The 17,860-nt window shown below is 75.7% G+C and carries 8 protein-coding genes and 1 pseudogene; 3 read left to right on the forward strand and 6 right to left on the reverse strand.

Features of this window, described 5'->3' with window-relative positions:
• Positions 1-23: 23 nt before the first annotated feature.
• Positions 24-335 carry a 1,2-phenylacetyl-CoA epoxidase subunit B gene (locus ABD347_RS17845; protein WP_344362259.1) on the reverse strand — a complete coding sequence of 104 codons (312 nt, stop codon included), beginning with the start codon at positions 333-335 and terminating at the stop codon, positions 24-26.
• The gene (gene paaA, locus ABD347_RS17850) at positions 332-1,399 is read right to left on the reverse strand and encodes a 1,2-phenylacetyl-CoA epoxidase subunit PaaA (RefSeq protein WP_344362261.1); all 1,068 of its coding nucleotides are present in this window, start codon (positions 1,397-1,399) and stop codon (positions 332-334) included. Before paaA ends, ABD347_RS17845 begins: the two co-directional genes overlap by 4 nt.
• Before the next feature lie 324 nt (positions 1,400-1,723).
• Between paaA and ABD347_RS17855 the strand changes: the two genes are divergently transcribed.
• The 3 genes from ABD347_RS17855 to ABD347_RS17865 all read left to right on the forward strand — a co-directional run bounded on the left by ABD347_RS17855 (position 1,724) and on the right by ABD347_RS17865 (position 4,390).
• The gene (locus ABD347_RS17855; RefSeq protein WP_344362263.1) at positions 1,724-1,972 is read left to right on the forward strand and encodes an acyl carrier protein; all 249 of its coding nucleotides are present in this window, start codon (positions 1,724-1,726) and stop codon (positions 1,970-1,972) included.
• The gene (locus ABD347_RS17860; RefSeq protein WP_344362266.1) at positions 1,972-3,456 is read left to right on the forward strand and encodes a class I adenylate-forming enzyme family protein; all 1,485 of its coding nucleotides are present in this window, start codon (positions 1,972-1,974) and stop codon (positions 3,454-3,456) included. Before ABD347_RS17855 ends, ABD347_RS17860 begins: the two co-directional genes overlap by 1 nt.
• Positions 3,457-3,739: 283 nt before the next feature.
• Positions 3,740-4,390, forward strand: coding sequence for a 4'-phosphopantetheinyl transferase superfamily protein (locus tag ABD347_RS17865; RefSeq protein ID WP_344362268.1), 651 nt, complete (start codon positions 3,740-3,742; stop codon positions 4,388-4,390).
• A 51-nt stretch (positions 4,391-4,441) separates the two neighbouring features.
• Here ABD347_RS17865 and ABD347_RS17870 read toward each other — a convergent pair whose 3' ends face one another.
• From ABD347_RS17870 to ABD347_RS17885, 4 genes and pseudogenes are all read right to left on the reverse strand, one after another.
• Positions 4,442-4,636 (reverse strand): antitoxin, encoded by a 195-nt coding sequence (locus ABD347_RS17870; RefSeq protein ID WP_344362271.1) that lies wholly within the window; start codon positions 4,634-4,636, stop codon positions 4,442-4,444.
• A 108-nt stretch (positions 4,637-4,744) separates the two neighbouring features.
• Positions 4,745-4,897 (reverse strand): annotated as a pseudogene (locus ABD347_RS17875) (crotonyl-CoA carboxylase/reductase); the annotation flags it as partial.
• A 22-nt stretch (positions 4,898-4,919) separates the two neighbouring features.
• Complete coding sequence (locus tag ABD347_RS17880; protein ID WP_344362272.1) at positions 4,920-8,954, reverse strand: alpha/beta fold hydrolase; 4,035 nt, start codon at positions 8,952-8,954, stop codon at positions 4,920-4,922.
• Positions 8,947-17,565 (reverse strand): amino acid adenylation domain-containing protein, encoded by an 8,619-nt coding sequence (locus ABD347_RS17885; RefSeq protein WP_344362274.1) that lies wholly within the window; start codon positions 17,563-17,565, stop codon positions 8,947-8,949. The genes ABD347_RS17880 and ABD347_RS17885 overlap by 8 nt, the downstream gene beginning before the upstream one ends.
• Positions 17,566-17,860 lie beyond the last annotated feature (295 nt).

The following is a 17,860-nucleotide window of genomic DNA, read 5'->3' on the forward strand; positions in this document are numbered from 1 at the left end:
GTCCCGGGCGTGCCGCCGGGGCGTCACTCGTGATGCTCACCTTCGGGGCCTTTCTCGGTCAGCGGCGGGAAGTGCTCGGGGTAGCGGTAGGGCTTGTGGCGGGCGCCCGCGAAGTACGGGTCGCGTTCGTCCGGGGAGGCCGTGTGCACGGCGTCGGAGCGGGTCACCCACACCGACAGCGGGTCGCCCCGGCGCGTGTACAGGTCGCGGGCCGCGGCCAGTGCCGCGTCCGGTCCGGCCGCGCGCACCGAGCCCACGTGCTGGTGGGCCAGGCCCCGGCGGGCCCGCACGAAAACCTCCCAGGACGCCGGTGCGCCCTCCCGTGTCCCGCTCATCCGTCCTCTCCTCCCTGCGCGTCCTCGACGGCGGCGTACGCTGCGGCGCCGTACGCGGTGGCGTACGCGGTGGCGTCGTACACGGCGGTGGCGTACGCGGCGGCGGCCTCACGGACCCAGGCGCCGTCCTCGTGCGCGGCCCGGCGGTGCGCGACGCGCTGCCGCGCCCAGTGGGTGTCGTCGCCCAGTGCCTCGCGGTAGGTGTCCCAGTCGATCGGGGTGAAGTCGTAGTGGCCGCGCTCCTCGTTCCAGCGGATCGCCGGGTCGGGCAGCGTCAGGCCCAGGCGTTCGGCCTGCGGGACGCAGGAGTCGACGAAGCGCTGGCGCAGCTCGTCGTTGGTGTGGCGCTTGATGCCCCAGGCCATCGCGCGGCGGGAGACCGCGGCGCCCAGTGCGGCGGTCCGCGCGTCCGCGCCGCCCGCCTCGGTGTCGGGCGGCCCGAACATCAGCGCCACGGCCGGCAGCCACCAGCGGTCGACCGCGTCCTGGGCCATCTCCTTCTGCTCCGGCGTCCCCTCGCACAGGGCGCGCATCAGGTCGTAGCCCTGCCGGACGTGGAACGCCTCCTCCTGGCAGACGCGGCGCATCGCCCGGGCGTACGGCCCGTAGGAGGTCCGGCACAGGGGCGCCTGGTTGATGACGGCGGCGCCGTCCGTCAGCCACGCGATGGCCCCGGTGTCCGCCCACGTGAGCGCGGGGTGGTTGAAGGTGGCGGAGGCACGCTGCTGCCCGCGGTGCAGGGCGTCCAGCAGCTCGGCGCGGTCCACGCCGAGCGTCTCGGCGGCGGAGTACAGGTACAGGCCGTGGCCGGCCTCGTCCTGGACCTTGGCGATGAGGACCGACTTGCGGTGCAGGGACGGGGCGCGGGTGAGCCAGGCTGCCTCCGGCTGCATGCCGATGATCTCGGAGTGGGCGTGCTGGGCGATCTGGCGGACCAGCATGCGGCGGTATCCGTCGGGCATCCAGTCGCGCGGTTCGATCGTCTCACCGGCGGCGACGAGCGCGTCGAAGTGCGCGGGCAGGTCGCCCTCGTCCACGGCGGGGGCGGTGGTCGGCGCGGTCACCGGGCACCGCCCGTGCGTCCGGTGACCGCCGCGGCGGTGCCGTGGCGCGGGCACCGTTCGGGGGTGCGGACCCGTACCGGCTGCCTGGGCACGCGCATCACTCCTTCGGTTCGGGACCGCCCGCGCGGGGCAGGGCGGAGCGGGTGGCTTCGTTGCGGTAAGAGGCCCCGGGCGCGGCCCGGCTATCCCCGCCGCGCGCGGTTCGGGCGCGTGACAAAGCTCACGGGCCGGCCCGGGGAGTGCGGCCCGGCCCCGTCCGCCTCTTCAGGTGGTGACAGTCGTACACCGCGCGGCGGCCGGCACGCCGAGGCGAAAGGGGAAACCATGAGCACCATCAGGGAGTTGCTGGTCGAGATCACCGGTACGGCCGAGTACGCCGACCAGGTCGGCGACGACGTCGACCTGGCCGCCAGCGGCATCGACTCCGGAGATCTGGTGCGTCTCGTGCTGCTCGTCGAGCAGCGGCTCGGCGTGGAGATCACCGCCGAGGACATGGAAGGGCTGCGCACCATCGCCGACTACGAGCGTTTCGTGGCCGGGCGCACGGTCGCCGGCGCGGGCGGCGGTGCGTGATGTGGCTGACGCAGCTGCTGGAACGCAACCGCCAGTGCCGGCCCGACCGGACCGCCCTGGTCGACGAGGAGCGCAGCGTCACCTGGGCCCAGTTCCACGACCGCACGGTCGAACTGGCTCTCGGACTGGCCGAGTTGGGCATCGGGCGGGGTGACCGGGTCGCCGTGCTCGCCAAGGACCGGATCGAGGTCCTGGAGAGCTACTTCGCGCTGGCCCGGCTCGGTGCGCTGTTCGTGCCGCTGAACCACAGCCTGGCCGAGCCCGAGGTCGCCGGCATCGTCGAACGCGTCGGCGCGGTGGCCGTCATCGGGGAGTCGGACCTGCTGGACCGGCACCCCGAGCTGCCGGCGTCGGTGCGGATCCGGCTGGCGCTGGACATGCCCGCCTTCGCGGCGCTGGGCACCCTGGCCGAGACGCGGGAGCTGCCGCAGGTCGCCGACACCGACCCGATCGCCGTCCTGCACACCTCGGCGACCACCGGGCAGGCCAAGGGGGTGACCGTCGACAGCGGGTCGTTCCGCGCGATCGCCCTCGGCTGGCTGGTGATGGCCCGCCCCACCGACGACATCGTCATGGTCAACTGCTGTCCGCTGTACCACGGCAGCATGGTCGTGTCCCTGACCTACCTGGCGGCCGCTGCCACGGTCGTGCTGATGCCCGGCTTCACGCCGCAGCGGGCGCTGTCCGCGGTGGAGCGGCACCGGGCCACGCACATGTGGCTGGTGCCGCAGATGCTGCGCTTCATGCTCCAGGCCAAGGGGTCCCACCGCACCGACCTGTCCTCCCTGCGGGAGATCCTGTACGGCGCCGCCCCCATGCCGCTCGACGTCTACGCCGACGCGGTCCGGCGGCTCGACTGCGGCTTCCGGCAGGTGTACGGCATGACCGAGGTGGGCGGCCCGTTCGTCACGCTCGGTCCCGACGAGCACCCCGCCCCCGGAGACGTCACCGCCCGCATCCCGTGCGGCCGGGTCGTCCCGGGCATGTCCGCCCGCGCGGTGGACGAGGGCGGCCGGGAGGTGCCGCGCGGCGAGATCGGCGAGATCGTGGTACGCGGGCCCGGCGTCATGCAGGGCTACTGGAACGACCCGGAGGCCACCGGCGAGATCACCCTCGACGGGTGGATCAGGACGGGCGACCTCGGCTTCGTCGACGACGAGGGCCGCATCAGCCTGGTGGACCGCACGAAGGACGTCATCATCCGCGCGGGCCAGAACGTCTACCCCTCGGAGATCGAGCGCGCCCTGATGGCCCATCCGGCGGTCCGGGACGCGGCGGTCGTCGGGATGCCCGACGAGGACTACGGCGAGGTGCCGCTCGCGTACGTCGCCCTGGAACCGGGCGCGGAGGCGGACGCGGCGGCGCTGCTCGCGCATCTCGCGGGGCTGCTCGCGCCGTACAAGCGCCCGCGGCGGGTGGAGTTCATCGAGCAGGTGCCGCGCAACCCCGCCGGGAAGATCGTCAAGAAACTGCTGCGGGTGTGAGCGCGTGCGGCGGGCGGCGATGACCTCGCGCCCCGCGCGGACCGGGCCGGCCGGGGCGGAGACGTCCTGGCCGGCCCGGGACGGTCATGAGGCCGGGGATGCGGCGGGCGGTGGGGTCGGGCGGGCGGCAGGAGGCGCCCCCGGCCGGGCGGCGGGCGGTGGGGTCGGGCAGGCGGCAGGAAGTACCCCCGGGCGGGCGGCGGGCCGAGGGCCCGCCTGGGCCGCGGATGACGAGTCCGCGAGGGCGGCAGGCGGAGCGTCCGCCGGGGCGGCGGGCGGTGAGGTGACAGCGCTGCGTCCGCTGCTGGCCGCCGCCGGGCTCGGGCTGGGCGTCGCGGCCGTCTCCGAGCCGGGTCCGGAAGCGGCCGGGCCCGCCGAGGCGGCCGCGGCGGCGTCGATGCCGCCGAAGCGCCGGCTGGAGTTCCTGGCAGGGCGGCGGGCAGCCCGGCGGGCGCTGCGCGCGGTGGGGCTGGAGTGCGGGGAGATTCCCAGGTCGGGGCGGCTGCCGGTGTTCCCGCCGGGCCGGGTGGCGTCGATCTCGCACAGTGCCGGAATCGCCGTCGCCGTGGCCCGCGCCCCGGGCCGGGGCCTCCCGCTCGGCTGCGACCTGGAACTGCGTCCCCTCCCCCGCGGCGCGGCGCGCCTGGTGCTGCGCGCGGACGAGGAGGCGCTGCTCGCTGCGGGCGCGGCGGCCTGGTCGGTGACGGAGCTGTTCTCCGCGAAGGAGGCCGCTTGGAAGGCCCTCGTCGGGCCGGACGGCGAACGTCGGGCCGGACCGATGCGCAGCCTGCGCGACCTGCTGGCCCGCCCCGACGGGGACGCTCTGCGCGTCTGCCCGCGCGCGGAACCCGCACACGCGGTGCGGGTGCGGGTGGTGCGCGTCGGGGCGGGCGTGTTCAGCTACGTCGCCGGCCGGGCCGACGCCCACGGCTGAGCAGGTCTCCCGCCCCCGGCGCACCGGGGGCGGGAGACCCCGCGTACCGGGTCAGCGCTGCGTGCCGCCACCGTCCCGGTAGGAACGCCGTACCGTGTCGGCGGCCTTGTCGGTCTTGGCGTCGTACTTGTTGCCGGTCCGCTCGTCGGCCATACGCTCGGCGCCCGACACGCCCTTGTCGGCCTGGTCGGGGTGGCCCTTGGCCATCTGCTTGGCCTTGTTCATCATGTCGCCCAGCTTGCCCATGGGGGTACCTCCGGGGTGAGGTGTGCGTCGTACCCCGCCGCAGGTACCCCTCTGAACGGGAGCGAATCACCCCGGTCGCCCACGGGACGGGTACGGGCCGATGACGCGGCCCACGGGCGGGACGTCGACCACCTCGGTCCGAAAGGCGTCGACGGGCTTCCCGTAGCGCTCACGGCGGATGAGCGAGGCGTACATATTCGTCGGGACGGTGCCGGTCTCGGGCGCGTCACCGAGGTCGTACGGGTCCTGGGCAGCTCTCACGCTGGTTCTCCTCGACACGGCTTCAAGGGAGAGGAGATGTGGAGACCCGGTCGCCGGGGCCGCGCAGGGCCTTGGCGACCGCTTCGCCGATACGGGCGATCGGTTCGGGTTCGGTCATCTCGTAGTGGCCGCAGGGCACGTGGTGGTCGTGGAGGGTGCCGTCGACGTAGGGCCGCCAGCTGTCGGCCTTGCCCGACAGCACCGCCAGGTCCGCCGGGAAGTCGGTGGGCCGCTCCTCGGCGGCGCTGAAGAACAGCACGTCACCGCGGTAGACGCCGGGGGCGAACTGGGGCGCGATGCGCAGGTTGTTGCGCATGACGGCGGCGATGGCGGCGGCCTCGGCGCGGGTGACGGGGACGCTCGCCGGGTCGGCGGAGACGCGGGCGTCGATCCGCTCAAGGACGGTCTCCACGGCCGCCCCCGCGTCGACGGGGAGACCGGCCACCCGCGACAACAGGGCCGCCACCTGGCGTTCGGCCGCGTCGGGGTCGTGGGCGGTGCCGTGCGGCTGGGGGGCGTCGAGCAGGGCGAGGAGTTCGACGCGCTCGCCGTCGCGCTGGAGGGCGCAGGCCATGGCGTGGGCGACGAATCCGCCGTAGGACCAGCCCAGCAGCCGGTACGGACCGTGCGGCTGCACCTGGCGCACCAGGTCGAGGTAATGGGCGACCATGGCGGCGGCGTCCGGCGCGGGCGGCCGGGTGCCGTCAAGACCGACCGCCTGGATGCCGTAGACGGGCTGGTCGCCGCCGAGGTGCGGCAGCAGGCCGGTGTAGCGCCAGGAGACGCCGGCGCCGGGGTGGACACAGAACAGGGGCGTGGCGGTCCCCTCGGCCCGCAGCGGCAGCAGCGGTCCGAGCGCGGTGGGGGTGGTCCGCGGCGCCTTCCCGTCCTGCTCGTCGGCGGCGGCGAGGACGCCGGCCACGGTGGGCGCGGCCAGCAGGGCCGCCGCCGGGACGTCGAGGACACCGGCCTGGCGCAGCCGGCCCACGAGCAGTACGGCGCGCATCGAGTCGCCGCCGAGGTCGAAGAAGTTGTCGTGCAGGCCGATGCCGTCGATACCGAGAGTGTCCTCCCAGTGCCGGGTGACCTCTCGTTCGCGTTCGGTGCGGGGCGGTACGTGCTCCGTGGTCAGCCGGGGCCGCGGAGCGAGGCCGGGGGCGGTCTCCTCCGCGGCCGGGGTGTCGTCCGGGGTGGAGCGGGTGCCGGGGGCGTCGATCCAGTGGCGTCGGCGTTCGAAGGCGTACGGGGGCAGCGGGGCCCGCCGGGGCGTCCCCGGCACCGGGGGCAGGGCGCTGTCGACGCCCGCGCTCCACAGCCGTCCCAGCGCCTCGGCGAGGACGAAGCCGTCGGACGCCTCGGCCTTGGCGTGCCGCATGGTGGTCACCGTGACCGGTGCCGCGTCGGCGAGCCGGCCGGTGGCGAGCTTGGTCAGGGTGTCGCCCGGCCCGATCTCCACGAGGACGGGGCGCAGGGGGTCCCACAGGGCGGCGATGCCGTCGGCGAACCGCACGGTGTCGCGGGTGTGGTCGAGCCAGTGGCGTACGGAGGTGGCCTGGGCGTCGGTGACCCAGGTGCCGGTGACGTTGGTGACGTACGGGATGCGCGGCGGGCGCAGGGTGACCTGGCGCAGGTGGGTCTCGTAGGCCGGCAGGACCGGGTCCAGGACGTGGGAGTGTGCGGCGACGGGGATGCGCAGGCGGCGGTACGGGACGTCCCGGCGGGTCAGTTCGGCCTCGAAGCGTTCGACGGCGTCGAGGTGTCCGGCGACGGTGCAGGCGCCGGGGCCGTTGGCGGCGGCCAGGGACAGGCCGTCGTCGAGCAGCGGGCGGATCTCCTCGGCCGGGGCGGCGACGCCGACGGTGGCGCCGCCGGCCGCGCTGATGAGGCGGATGCGTTCGGTGACCAGGGGCAGCATGTCGGCCAGGTCGATGACGCCGGCCAGGCAGGCGGCCGTGTACTCGCCGAGCGAGTGGCCGATCAGCGCGTCGGGGCGGACGCCCGACTCGATGAGCGTGCGGGCGAGGGCGTACTCGGTGACCACGAGCCCGAGGAACGCGGCGGTGTCGTCGGGCCGCCGCTCCTCGAAGAGGGCGGTACGCACGTCGGCGCCGAGGACGGGCCGCAGGATGCGGGCGCACTCGTCGACGTTGTCGCGGTAGACGGTGTGGTCGCGGTACAGCTCCGCGCCCATGCCCGGGTACTGGGTGCCCCCGCCCGGCAGCAGGAACGCCACGCGGGCCGGGTCGTCGGAGAGCGGCGGGGTGGTGGGGGCCGCGGAGCGCAGCGCGTCGAGCGCCTCGTCGCGGGAGGCCGCGGTGACGGTGAGGCGGTGGCGCAGCGCGGGCCGGTCGGTGCGCAGGGAGTGCGCCACGTCGTCCAGGCGCAGGTCCGGGCGGCGTTCGAGGTGCCGGGCGAGTGCCTGGGCCTGGCCGCGCAGGGCGCCGGCGGTCCGTGCGGACAGCGGCAGCACCAGGCGGCGGCCGTCCTCGGGCGGGCGGGGGGGCACGGAGGCGGTGGGCGGGGCCTCCTCCAGGACGACGTGGGCGTTGGTGCCGCCGATGCCGAAGGCGCTGACGGCGGCCCGGCGGGGGTGGCCGCCCTCGGGCCAGTCCTCCAGTGCGGTGGGCACGCGGAACGGGCTCGCGTCGAAGTCGATGAGCGGGTTGGGGCGGTCGAAGTGCAGACTCGGCGGGATCTGCCGGTGTTCCAGGGCCAGGACGGCCTTGATGAGCCCGGCGATGCCCGCGGCGGCGCCGAGGTGGCCGATGTTGGTCTTCACCGACCCGAGTGCGCAGAAGCCGGTCCGCCGGGTGCTGTGCCGGAACGCCTCGGTGAGCGCGGACACCTCGATCGGGTCGCCGAGCTTGGTGGCGGTGCCGTGCGCCTCGACCAGGCCGATGGTGTCGGCGTCGACCTCCGCCTGGGCCTGCGCGGCGAGGATCACCTCGGTCTGCCCGGCGGCGCTGGGCGCGCTGAAGCCGACCTTGCGGCGGCCGTCGTTGTTGACGGCGCTGCCGCGGATGACGGCCCGGATGCGGTCGCCGTCGGCGACGGCGTCCTCCAGCCGCTTGAGCACGACGGCCCCGACGCCGTCGCCGGAGGAGGTCCCGGCCGCGTCGGCGGCGAAGGCGCGGCAGTGGCCGTCGGGCGAGAACGGTCCGTCGGGCACATGGCGGTAACCCAGCGCGGCCGAGGGGTTGAGGGAGACGGCGGCGGCGAGCGCGGTGTCGCACCGGTGGTCCAGCAGGTCCTGGCAGGCGGTGTGCACGGCGACCAGCGCGGTGGAGCAGGCCGTCTGGAGGGACACGCTCGGTCCGGTGAGGCCGAGTTCGTAGGAGACGCGGGTGGCGAGGGTGCCGAGGGAGTTGGCGGTGGCCGCGTGGACCAGCTCCACCGAGCCGGGCTGCCCGGCGAAGCGCGGGTAGACGTGGGCCGGGTAGTAGCGGCTGTCGCCGGCGCCCGCGTAGACGCCGAACGCCTCGGCCGTACGGTCGCCGCCGAGGCAGCCGGCGTCCTCCAGGGCGTGGTAGGCCGTCTCCAGCAGCAGCCGCTGCTGCGGGTCGACGACGGCGGCCTCGGCGGGGCTGTGGCCGAAGAAGCCGGAGTCGAAGCGGTCGATGCCCTCGACGGCCGACACCATCCGGATCAGCGTGGGGTCGCCCAGGTCGCGCGGGTCGCCGCCGGCGGCGAGGAATTCCTCGTCGGTGACGGGCCGGATCGCCTCCCGGCCGGCCGCGAGGTTCTCCCAGAAGGCGTCGAGGTCGTCGGCGCCGGGGAAGCGGGCCGCCATGCCGATGACGGCGACGGCGGGGAACTCGGGGAGCTCGGGGAACTCCTCGTCGTGGGGTGTGCTGGTGTCGTGCACGGCCTGTGCTTCGTCCTCTCCCGGCTCGGTGGGGTGCGGCGTGGGCTTCGCCCGGTCGCCTCGGGGCTCGGCGGGGTGCGGCGTGGGCTTCACCCGGTCGCCTCGGGGCTCGGCGGGGTGCGGCGTGGGCTTCACCCGGTCGCCTCGGGGCTCGGCGGGGTGCCGCGTGGGCTCGCTCGCCCTGTCACGCACGGCCCCGGTCCTTGCCGTGCCGTGCGGTGCGGCGCGCGCGGGCGGCGCGCTGCCGCTGTGCCTGCTCCTTGGCGCGGTCCAGGCCGCCGGCCTCCTGCCGTGGCGGCTGTTCGGCGGCCGCCGGGGCACCGGCCCCCGCGGCCGACAGGTGGCGGGCCAGGTCCCGGACCGTGGGGTGGGCGAACAGGTCGACCACCGACACGTCGGTGCCGAAGGCGCGGTTGACGGCGGTCTGGGCGGTGACGAGGAGCAGCGAGTTGCCGCCCAGGTCGAAGAAGTTCTCGTCCCGGCCCACCCGGTCGCGGCCCAGCACGCCGCACCACACCTCGGCGAGCCGGCTCTCCAGCCGCCGCGCTTCCTCTCCCGCCTGCGCCTCGTCCGGGCGTACGGCGGTGCCCGCCGAGCGCAGCGTCCACGCGTCGTCGGACAGGCCGGCCGCACGGGCGCCGTCGGCCGCCGCGCGGTACAGGGCGCCCAGGTCGGTGCCGTCCTCCAGGCCGACGCGGGCGGCCACGCGCCGCGTCCGGCGCACGGGGGCGACGACGTGGCTGCGGACCCAGGGGGCGGTGCGGTCGGCGCCGATCAGCAGGTGCGGTTCGTCCAGGGTGCGGGCCAGGTCGAACGAGCGCAGCGCGGCGGGCGCGTCGAGCAGCCGGTAGCCGCGGGCCTCGGTGAGCGCGGTGAGTCCGTATCCCCGGCTCATGCCGCGCTCGCGCCACATGCTCCACGCCAGCGACTGCGCGGGCAGTCCGAGGCTCCGGCGGTACAGGGCGAGGGCGTCCAGGTAGGCGTTGGCGGCGGCGTAGGCGGCGTTCATGGCGCCGCCGAAGAAGCCGTTCACCGAGGAGAAGGTGACGAAGGAGGTGACGGGGTGGTCGGCGGTGAGCCGGTGCAGCGTCCACGCGCCGCTCGTCTTCGCCGCGAGGGCCCGGCGCCAGGTGGCGGCGTCCAGTTCGCCCACGGGGCGTTCCACGAGGGTGCCGGCCAGGTGCAGCACCGACTCCAGGGGCACGGCCCATGCCTCGGCGGCGGCCTCCACCGCGGCCCGCACCTGGTGTTCGTCGGTGACGTCGGCGCGGGCGTAACGGACGTCGCCCAGCTCGCGCAGGCGGGGCAGGGCGTGGGCCTCGGACTCCGGTGTGCGGCCCACGATCAGGAGCCGGGTGCCGGGGGTGCGCAGCAGATGTGCGGCGATCTCGGCGCCGACGCCGCCCAGGCCGCCGGTGAGCAGGGTGAAGCCGTCGTGGGCGGGCGGCTCGGCGTGGGGCGGGGTGTCGGGCAGGGCGGCGAGGCGGCGTACGTAGCGGTGTCCGTCGCGGTACGCCACCTCCGCGCCGTCCGCGGTGACCGTCGCCTCGGCCGCCAGCAGGGCCAGCGGGTCCGTGCCGTCGTTCGGCGCCAGGTCGAGGTGCGTGCCGCGCAGCCGGCCGGACTCCTCGGCCAGCGACTTGAGCAGCGCGCCCGCCATGGCGTGGGCCGGGGACGGGCGGTCGCCGGGGCGTACGGCCTGGGCGCCCGCCGTCACGTACACGAGGTCGACGGGGCGCTGCCGGCCGGGCCGGGCGGCGAGGGCACGGGTGAACGCGAGCAGCTCCTCCGCACCGGTGGTGTCCCGCGGCGCCGTCTCCGGAGCGCGGGCGCCGCGCAGCCCGTCGAGGTGGAGGACGGCGTCGACCGGCCGCCGGTCGTCCTCCAGCCGCCGCAGCAGCTCGGCGTAGTCGGCTTCCTCGGCGGGCCGCACGCGGTGGTGCGCGGCGTCGAGCCGGGCGTACGCCGGCCCCTCGCCGACCACCGTGCACAGGCCCCCGCCGGACCGCAGGACGCCGGCGAGCCGTTCCGCGAGCCGCCGCACCCGGGGGTCGCCGCCGGCGAGGACGAGGGTGTGGCGGCCGGGCGGCGCCGTCCGGGCCCCGGGGCGTTCCGTCCGCTGCCACACCGGCCGCAGGAACCAGTCGGGGAGGGTCGCGGCGGTGCCCAGCAGGAGCTGGGTCCGGCGGACCTCGTCGTCGAAGGCGCCCGCCTCGAAGCTCTTGCGGAGCCTGGTGCGCTGGATCTTGCCGATCTCCGTCTTGGGGACCGCGTCCCGCTCGACCGGGATGAGGAAGGCCGGGCTGACGCCGATCTCCCGGGTCACCTTCCCGGCGATCTCACGCAGGGCGCCGGTGGTGACCTCCGAGGCGGGGTGGAAGAAGAGCGCGAGTTCGTCGGTGGGCGACGACGGATCGGAGCGCACCGCGACGGCGGCGGTGAAGCTGCGCTCGACGTACGGCAGTTCCTCGACGCACGCCTCGATCTCGTGGCTGTAGTGGTTGACGCCGTTGACGATGATGACGTCCTTGGCACGACCGGTGATGTACAGCTCGCCGTCGCGCAGGTACGCCAGGTCGCCGGTGTCGAACCAGCCGTCCTCGGTGAACGCCTCCGCGTTGGCGCCCGGGTTGTCGTGGTAGCCGCCGGTCACGGAGGTGCCGCGGACCTGGAACCGGCCCGCCTCGCCCTCCGTGAGGAGAGTGCCACGCTCGTCGACGATCCGCATGGCGAACCCGGGGTAGGGCAGGCCGCAGCTCACGAACGTCCCCTCGCCGGAGACGGGTTCGGCGGGCAGGACGGCGTCGGTGACCACGGAGCAGGTCTCGGACATGCCCCAGCCGGGGTGCATCACGTCCTGCGGCAAGCCGTACGGCTTCAGCGCGTGCAGGAACCGGCGGGCGGCCGAGGCCACGACGACCTCACCGGCGTTCATCACCAGCCGCATCGGCGACAGGTCCCAGGCGCGGCCGGTGAAGCGGTGGGACTGCTCGGCGAGGAGCCCGAAGGCGAAGTTGGGCGCCCAGGTGACGGTGACCCGGTGCCGGTCGGCGAGGTCCATCCAGCGCAGCGGGTCCTGGAGGATGTAGGAGGTGGGGGCGTGGATCTGGCGGCACCCCAGGTACACGTCCCGCAGGTGGAACATCACCACGCCGGTGACGTGGTCGAGCGGGATCCAGTTGAGGGAGACGTCGTCCGCCCCGAGGCCGTTCACCTGCTCGGTGGCGGCGGAGCGGGTCAGGACGTTGCGGTGGGTGAGGCGCACCGCCTTGGGCAGGCCGGTGCTGCCGGACGTCATCAGCATCAGCATCAGGTCGTCCGGTGCGGCGGTGTGCCAGTCGTGGTCCTCGGGTGCCTCGCGCAGCGCGTCGGCCGTGATGAGCCGCGGGCCGGGCCAGTCCTGGCGTGCGACGGTTGCGCGCAGCCCGGCCTCGCGGCCGGCGGAGCACACGATCCAGGGCCGGCCGAGCATCCGCCAGATGCCCTCCAGCTTGGTCAGGGCCGCCGACGGGGTGTCGTAGGAGGCGGGGACGGTCAGCGGGACGGCGACGAAGCCGCCCAGGACGCACCCCCACAGCACGGCGAGGAAGTCCTCGGTGGCGTCGCACTGGAGGATGACCTGGTCGCCGGGGCGCAGGCCCGCCCGGCGCAGACCGGCGAGCACGCGGGAGGCCTCGGGGATCAGGGAGGCGTAGGTGCGCCGGTGTTCGCTGCCGTCGGCGTGGACGTGGACGATGTCGCCCCGGTCCCGTGCGGCGGCGCGGCGCAGGGCCTCGGCCCAACCGGGCACGGACGGCTCGGTGAGGGCGGGGCCCTCGCTGACGGCCTCCGCGGCGGAGGCGGCCTCGGTGCGGCTGGCGGGGGCGGGGCCCGTGGTGCGGTCCGGCAGGCCGGTGTGGCGGCGGTCCAGTTCCTCGGGGGCGTTCTCCACCGTCACGTCGGCCGTGGTGACGCCCGGGATCTGTGTCAGCCGCTCCCGCCAGGTGCCGGCGGCGGTGCGGTCGACGGCGGGCAGGGCACGCAGCGCCGTGGTGTCGACGGTGCCGTCCTCGGCGCGGGGCAGCGCGTTGACGGCCGTGACGCGGACGGTGCCGTGGCCCGCGCGGTCCAGGAGTTCCTCGGCGCGTTCGGCGGCGTCCGCCCGTCCGGGCACCACGTACAGGCGCGGCGGGGCGCCGTCGGTGCCGGGCAGGGCACGGGCGTCCCGGATGCCGGGCACGGACAGGGCCGCGTTCTCCAGCTCCGCCGGGTCGGCCGCGGCCGGGGCGGGGGTGCGCTCGGGGAGCGCGGGCAGCCGGCCGACGCGGGTGCCGGGCTCGGCGCTCACGGTCCGCAGGACGTCGTGCAGGGCGCGGGCGAACGCCTCGGCGGTGCCGGCGTCGTACAGGTCGGTGGCGTACTCGACGTGCAGGGTCAGGCCGTCGGGGGTGCCCTCGGGGGTGTGGTGTTCCAGGACGTCCACGAAGAGGTCGAACTTGGCGGTGCCGGTGGCGGTGGGCCGCAGCCCGGCGCGGGACCCGTCCAGTTCGAGGACGGCGGGTTCGTTGTTCTGGAGGGCCAGCATCACCTGGAACAGGGGGTGCCGGCCGGGTGTGCGGGGCGGGTTGAGGTCGTCGACCAGCCGGTCGAAGGGCAGGTCCTGGTGGTCCAGGGCGGCCAGGTCGGCCGTGCGCAGCCGGGCGAGGAGGTCGCGGAAGGCGGGGTCGCCGGAGGTGTCGGCGCGCAGCACCAGGGTGTTGGTGATGAGGCCGATCAGGGGGTCGAGGGCGGGGTCGGTGCGGCCCGCGACGGGGGTGCCGAGGACGATGTCCTCGCCGGCGCCGCAGCGGGTGAGCAGGGCGCTCACGGCGGCGTGCAGCACCATGAAGAGGCTGACGCCCTCGCGGTCGGCGAGGCGCAGCAGGGCGCGGTGCAGCCCGGCGTCGGCGGTGGTCTCGACGTGCGCGCCGCCGCCGCGCGGTGTGGTGGGGCGCGGCCGGTCGCCGGGCAGGGCGCACTCCTCGGGCAGGCCGTCCAGCGCGGTGCGCCAGTGGGCGGTGAGCCGCTCCAGCCGGCCCGGGCCGTCCGGTCCGGGGGCGAGCAGGGCGCGCTGCCACAGCGCGTAGTCGGCGTACTGGGCGGGCAGCGGCGTCCAGTCGGGTGCCCGGCCGGCGCGGCGGGCCGCGTAGGCGGTGCTGAGGTCCTCGGCGAAGGGGCGCAGCGACCAGCCGTCGGCGGCGCTGTGGTGCAGGACGAACAGCAGCGTGGAGCCGAGCAGCCAGACGGCGAGGGGGCTTTCGGCGGTGAGGTCGAAGCGGTGCCGCAGCGCGGCGGTGAGGTGGGCGGAGGTCTCCGCGGCGGGGCAGTCGACGTGCCGCAGGACGGGGCGCAGCTCCCCCGGCGGCAGGATGCGCTGGTACGGCACGCCGTCGTGCTCGGCGATCACCGTCCGCAGGATCTCGTGCCGGTCGGCGAGGTCGCCGAGGGCCGCCCGGAGCGCGTCGGTGTCGAGACCGGCGTCGAGCGGGACGAGGAGCGGGATGTTGTAGGTGGCCGCTCCGTCGTCGAGCCGGTTCAGGAACCACATGCGTTCCTGGGCGTACGACAGCGGCACCCGCGCCGGGCGTACGGCGGCGCCGAGGGCCGGGCGGGGCAGGGCGCCGTCCGCCGGTACGTCGAGCCGGCGGGCGAGGGCGGCGGGGGTCGGTGTCCCGAACAGGGCGGTGATGGGGATCTCGGCGCCGGTCTCGTGCCGCAGGCGGGCCAGCAGACGGGTGGCGAGCAGGGAGTCGCCGCCGAGGTCGAAGAAGTTCACGTCGGTGCCCACGGTGTCCCGGGGCAGCTTCAGCACCTCCTCGAACAGGCGGCACACCAGGGCCTGCCGCGGCGTCCCGGGCCGGGTGCCGGTCGCGGCGGCGGTGAAGTCGGGGGCGGGCAGGGCCTGGACGTCGAGCTTGCCGTTCGCGGTCAGCGGCAGCTCGTCCACCGGGACGCAGGCGGCCGGGACCATGTGCTCGGGCAGGTGCGCGGCGGCGTGGGCGCGCAGCTCGGCGGGGTTCACCGGTGCGTCGCCGGAGGGGACGGTGTAGGCGACGAGGTGCAGGGTGCCGTTGCCGGCGCGGCGGGGCACGACGGCGGCACGGGTGACGCCGGGGTGGGCGACGAGGACGGCCTCGATCTCGCCGGGTTCGACGCGGAAGCCGCGGAGCTGGATCTGGGCGTCGGCGCGGCCGAGGTAGTCGAGGGTGCCGTCGGGACGGCGCCGGGCCAGGTCGCCCGAGCGGTACATGCGGGTGCCGGGCGGGCCGTACGGGTCGTCGAGGAAGCGGTCGGCGGTCAGGCCGGGCCGGTTCAGGTATCCGGCGGCGACGCCGTCGCCGGAGACGTACATCTCACCGGTCGCGCCGGGCGGCACCGGGCGTCCCTCGCCGTCGAGGAGGTGCACGCGCAGGTCGGCGAGGGGGATGCCGACGACGCTGCCGCGGCGCGGGTCGTCCAGGTCGGCCCGGGTGAGGCGGTGGTGGGTGACGTGCACGGTGGTCTCGGTGATGCCGTACATGTTCACCAGCGCCGGGCGGTCCAGGCCGTGCCGGTCGGCCCAGGCGCGCAGCCGCGCCGGGCGCAGGGCCTCGCCGCCGAAGACGACGTACCGCAACGCCCCGGTGTCGCCGCCGCGTTCGAGGTCGGCGTCGACGAGCTGCTCGAACGCGGAGGGCGTCTGGTTGAGGACGGTCACGCCCTCGCGGTGCAGCAGCTCCAGGAACTCGCGGGGCGAGCGGCTGACGGCGTACGGGACGACGACGACCCGGCCGCCGTGCAGCAGGGCGCCCCAGATCTCCCAGACGGAGAAGTCGAAGGCGTAGGAGTGGAACAGCGTCCACACGTCGTCGGCGCGGAAGTCGAAGTGCTCGGCCGCGGCGGCGAAGAGACGGACGACGTGGGACTGCGGGACGGGCACGCCCTTGGGGCGGCCGGTGGAGCCGGAGGTGTGGATGATGTACGCGATGTCGGACGGGCTCACCGGACCGTGCCGGTCGGCGTCGGTGAGGTCGGCGGCGGAGCGGCGGGCCAGGTCCGCGGCGACCTGCTCGTCGTCCAGGCGGACGACGGGCAGCGCGTCCCCGGCGAGGTGGGCGTGGGCGTGCTCGGTGACGAGGACGACGGGGGCGGCGTCCTCGACGACCAGCCGCAGCCGTTCGGCCGGGTGGCCGGGGTCGAGGGGCAGGTAGGCGGCGCCGGTCTTGAGGACGGCCAGCAGGGCGGGCAGCAGCCGCGTCCCGCGCTCCAGGGCGAGGGCCACCACCCGGCCCGGCCCGGCGCCGTGGTCGGCCAGCAGCCGGGCGAGCCGGTTGGCCTCGGCGTTGAGCGCGGCGTACGTGAGCCGTTCGTCCCCACAGGTGACGGCGGTCCGCTCGGGCCCGGCCGCCGCCCGCTCCTCGAACAGCTCGGTGAGGGTCCGCCGCACCGGATACCTGCGTACGGGGGTGTCGCGGGGGTGCTCGCCCGGCAGCAGGACGTCCAGTTCACCCAGCGGGGCCGTCGGGTCGGCCTCGGCCAGGCGGCGCAGCAGCGTGAGGAACCGGTCCCGGTGCAGGACGAGTTCGTCCTCCTCGTACAGGGCGGGGTTGGCGTCGAAGGCCAGCCACAGTCCGCCGGACGGGGTGCCGGGCCGCACCGAGATCTGCAGGTCGTCGACGGCGCCACCGGACAGGTGGTGCCAGGTGGTGGGGTGCCCGCCGAAGAGGGGGGACTCGTCGAACGGGACGATGTTGAGCACCGGCCCGTACAGCCGGCGTCCGGTGCCCAGCAGGCCCAGGTCGCGGCGGAGGTACTCGCCCCGGTACCGCTGGTGGCGGCGGAGCGCCTTCAGTTGGTCCGCGACGGTCCCCGCCAGTTCCGCGAGGGGCGCGTCCGGGGCGGCGGCCACGCGCAGCGGGAGGACGTCGGAGGCGGTGCCGGGGGTGCGCAGGGCGGCGCTGCCGAGGCGGCTCATGGTGGCGAGGCCGAGCGCCAGGTCGCGGGCGCCGGTCATCCGGTGCAGGTAGGCGGCGGTGGCGACGGTCAGCAGCTCGGTGCGCCGGACGCCGAGGCGGGCCGCGGCGGCGTCGAGGGCGCCGGTCTCCGCGGGCGTCAGCTCGGCGGTGCGGCGCAGGAAGGGCGCGGTGGGGGCGGCCGTACGGGAGGTGAGCCGGGCGGGCTCGGGCAGGCCGGCCAGGTGCCGCGCCCAGTGGTCGCGGTCGCGGGCGTACGCGTCGGAGGCGCGGTAGGCCGTCTCCTCCTCCCGGAGCCGGCTCACCGGCGCGAACCCGGCGGGGTCCGGCTCGCGTCCCTCGGCCAGCGCGTTGTACGTGTCGGCCAGGCACCGTCCGAGAAGCTTGTAGCTGTAGCCGTCGAGCAGGAGGTGATGGGCCCTCAGCAGCCAGAGGTGGCGGTCGGGGGCGAGGGTCAGCAGGGTGTGCGCGAACAGCGGGCCCTTCTCCAGGTCCACGGGCGTCGCGAGGTCGGCGCGGACGTGCGTCCACGCGGCGGCCCCGGGGTCCTCGGCGCCGCTGACATCCACCCGGTGCAGGGGCCAGTCGCCGGCGTCCGCGGCGGGGTGGCAGCGGGGCCCCTCGTCGGTGTCGGTGAACCGCAGGGCGAAGGTGTCGGCCTCGCCGACGACGCGCCGCAGCGCGGTCTCGAACAGCCCGGGGTCGAGGGGGCCGTGGATCTCCACCGCCTCCGCCGTGTTGTACGCGGCGCTGTCCGCTGCGAGCCGTCCGGCGTACCAGAGACCCTCCTGGGCCCCGGACAGCGGTCGACGTTCGTCCTCCTGGAGTGACATAGCACAACCCTCACGTGGCAAGCCGTAATGTCCCGGACGGCGAAGGCCCGGCCGGATCGGACGGGTGCGGCCACCACTCCGTGCCGCCCTCGCGTGTCGGTACGCGCCGGGCCTGCCCACGGGTGGAAAGGCAGGTCGCACGCCGGGGGCGGGGGCGATCACGTCACCCGGCCCCGGTCTTCCGGCACAGCACGGTGGGCCACCGCGACGGGCCGGGTCAAGCGGCACCCGGCTCTCCGGACGCCGATTCAGGGGTTTCCCTGAAGAATGCGGTGCCGGGGAGTGCGCGGCACCT

Origin of the sequence: Streptomyces gobitricini, from assembly GCF_039532985.1 — a bacterium.
GTDB lineage: Bacteria > Actinomycetota > Actinomycetes > Streptomycetales > Streptomycetaceae > Streptomyces > Streptomyces gobitricini.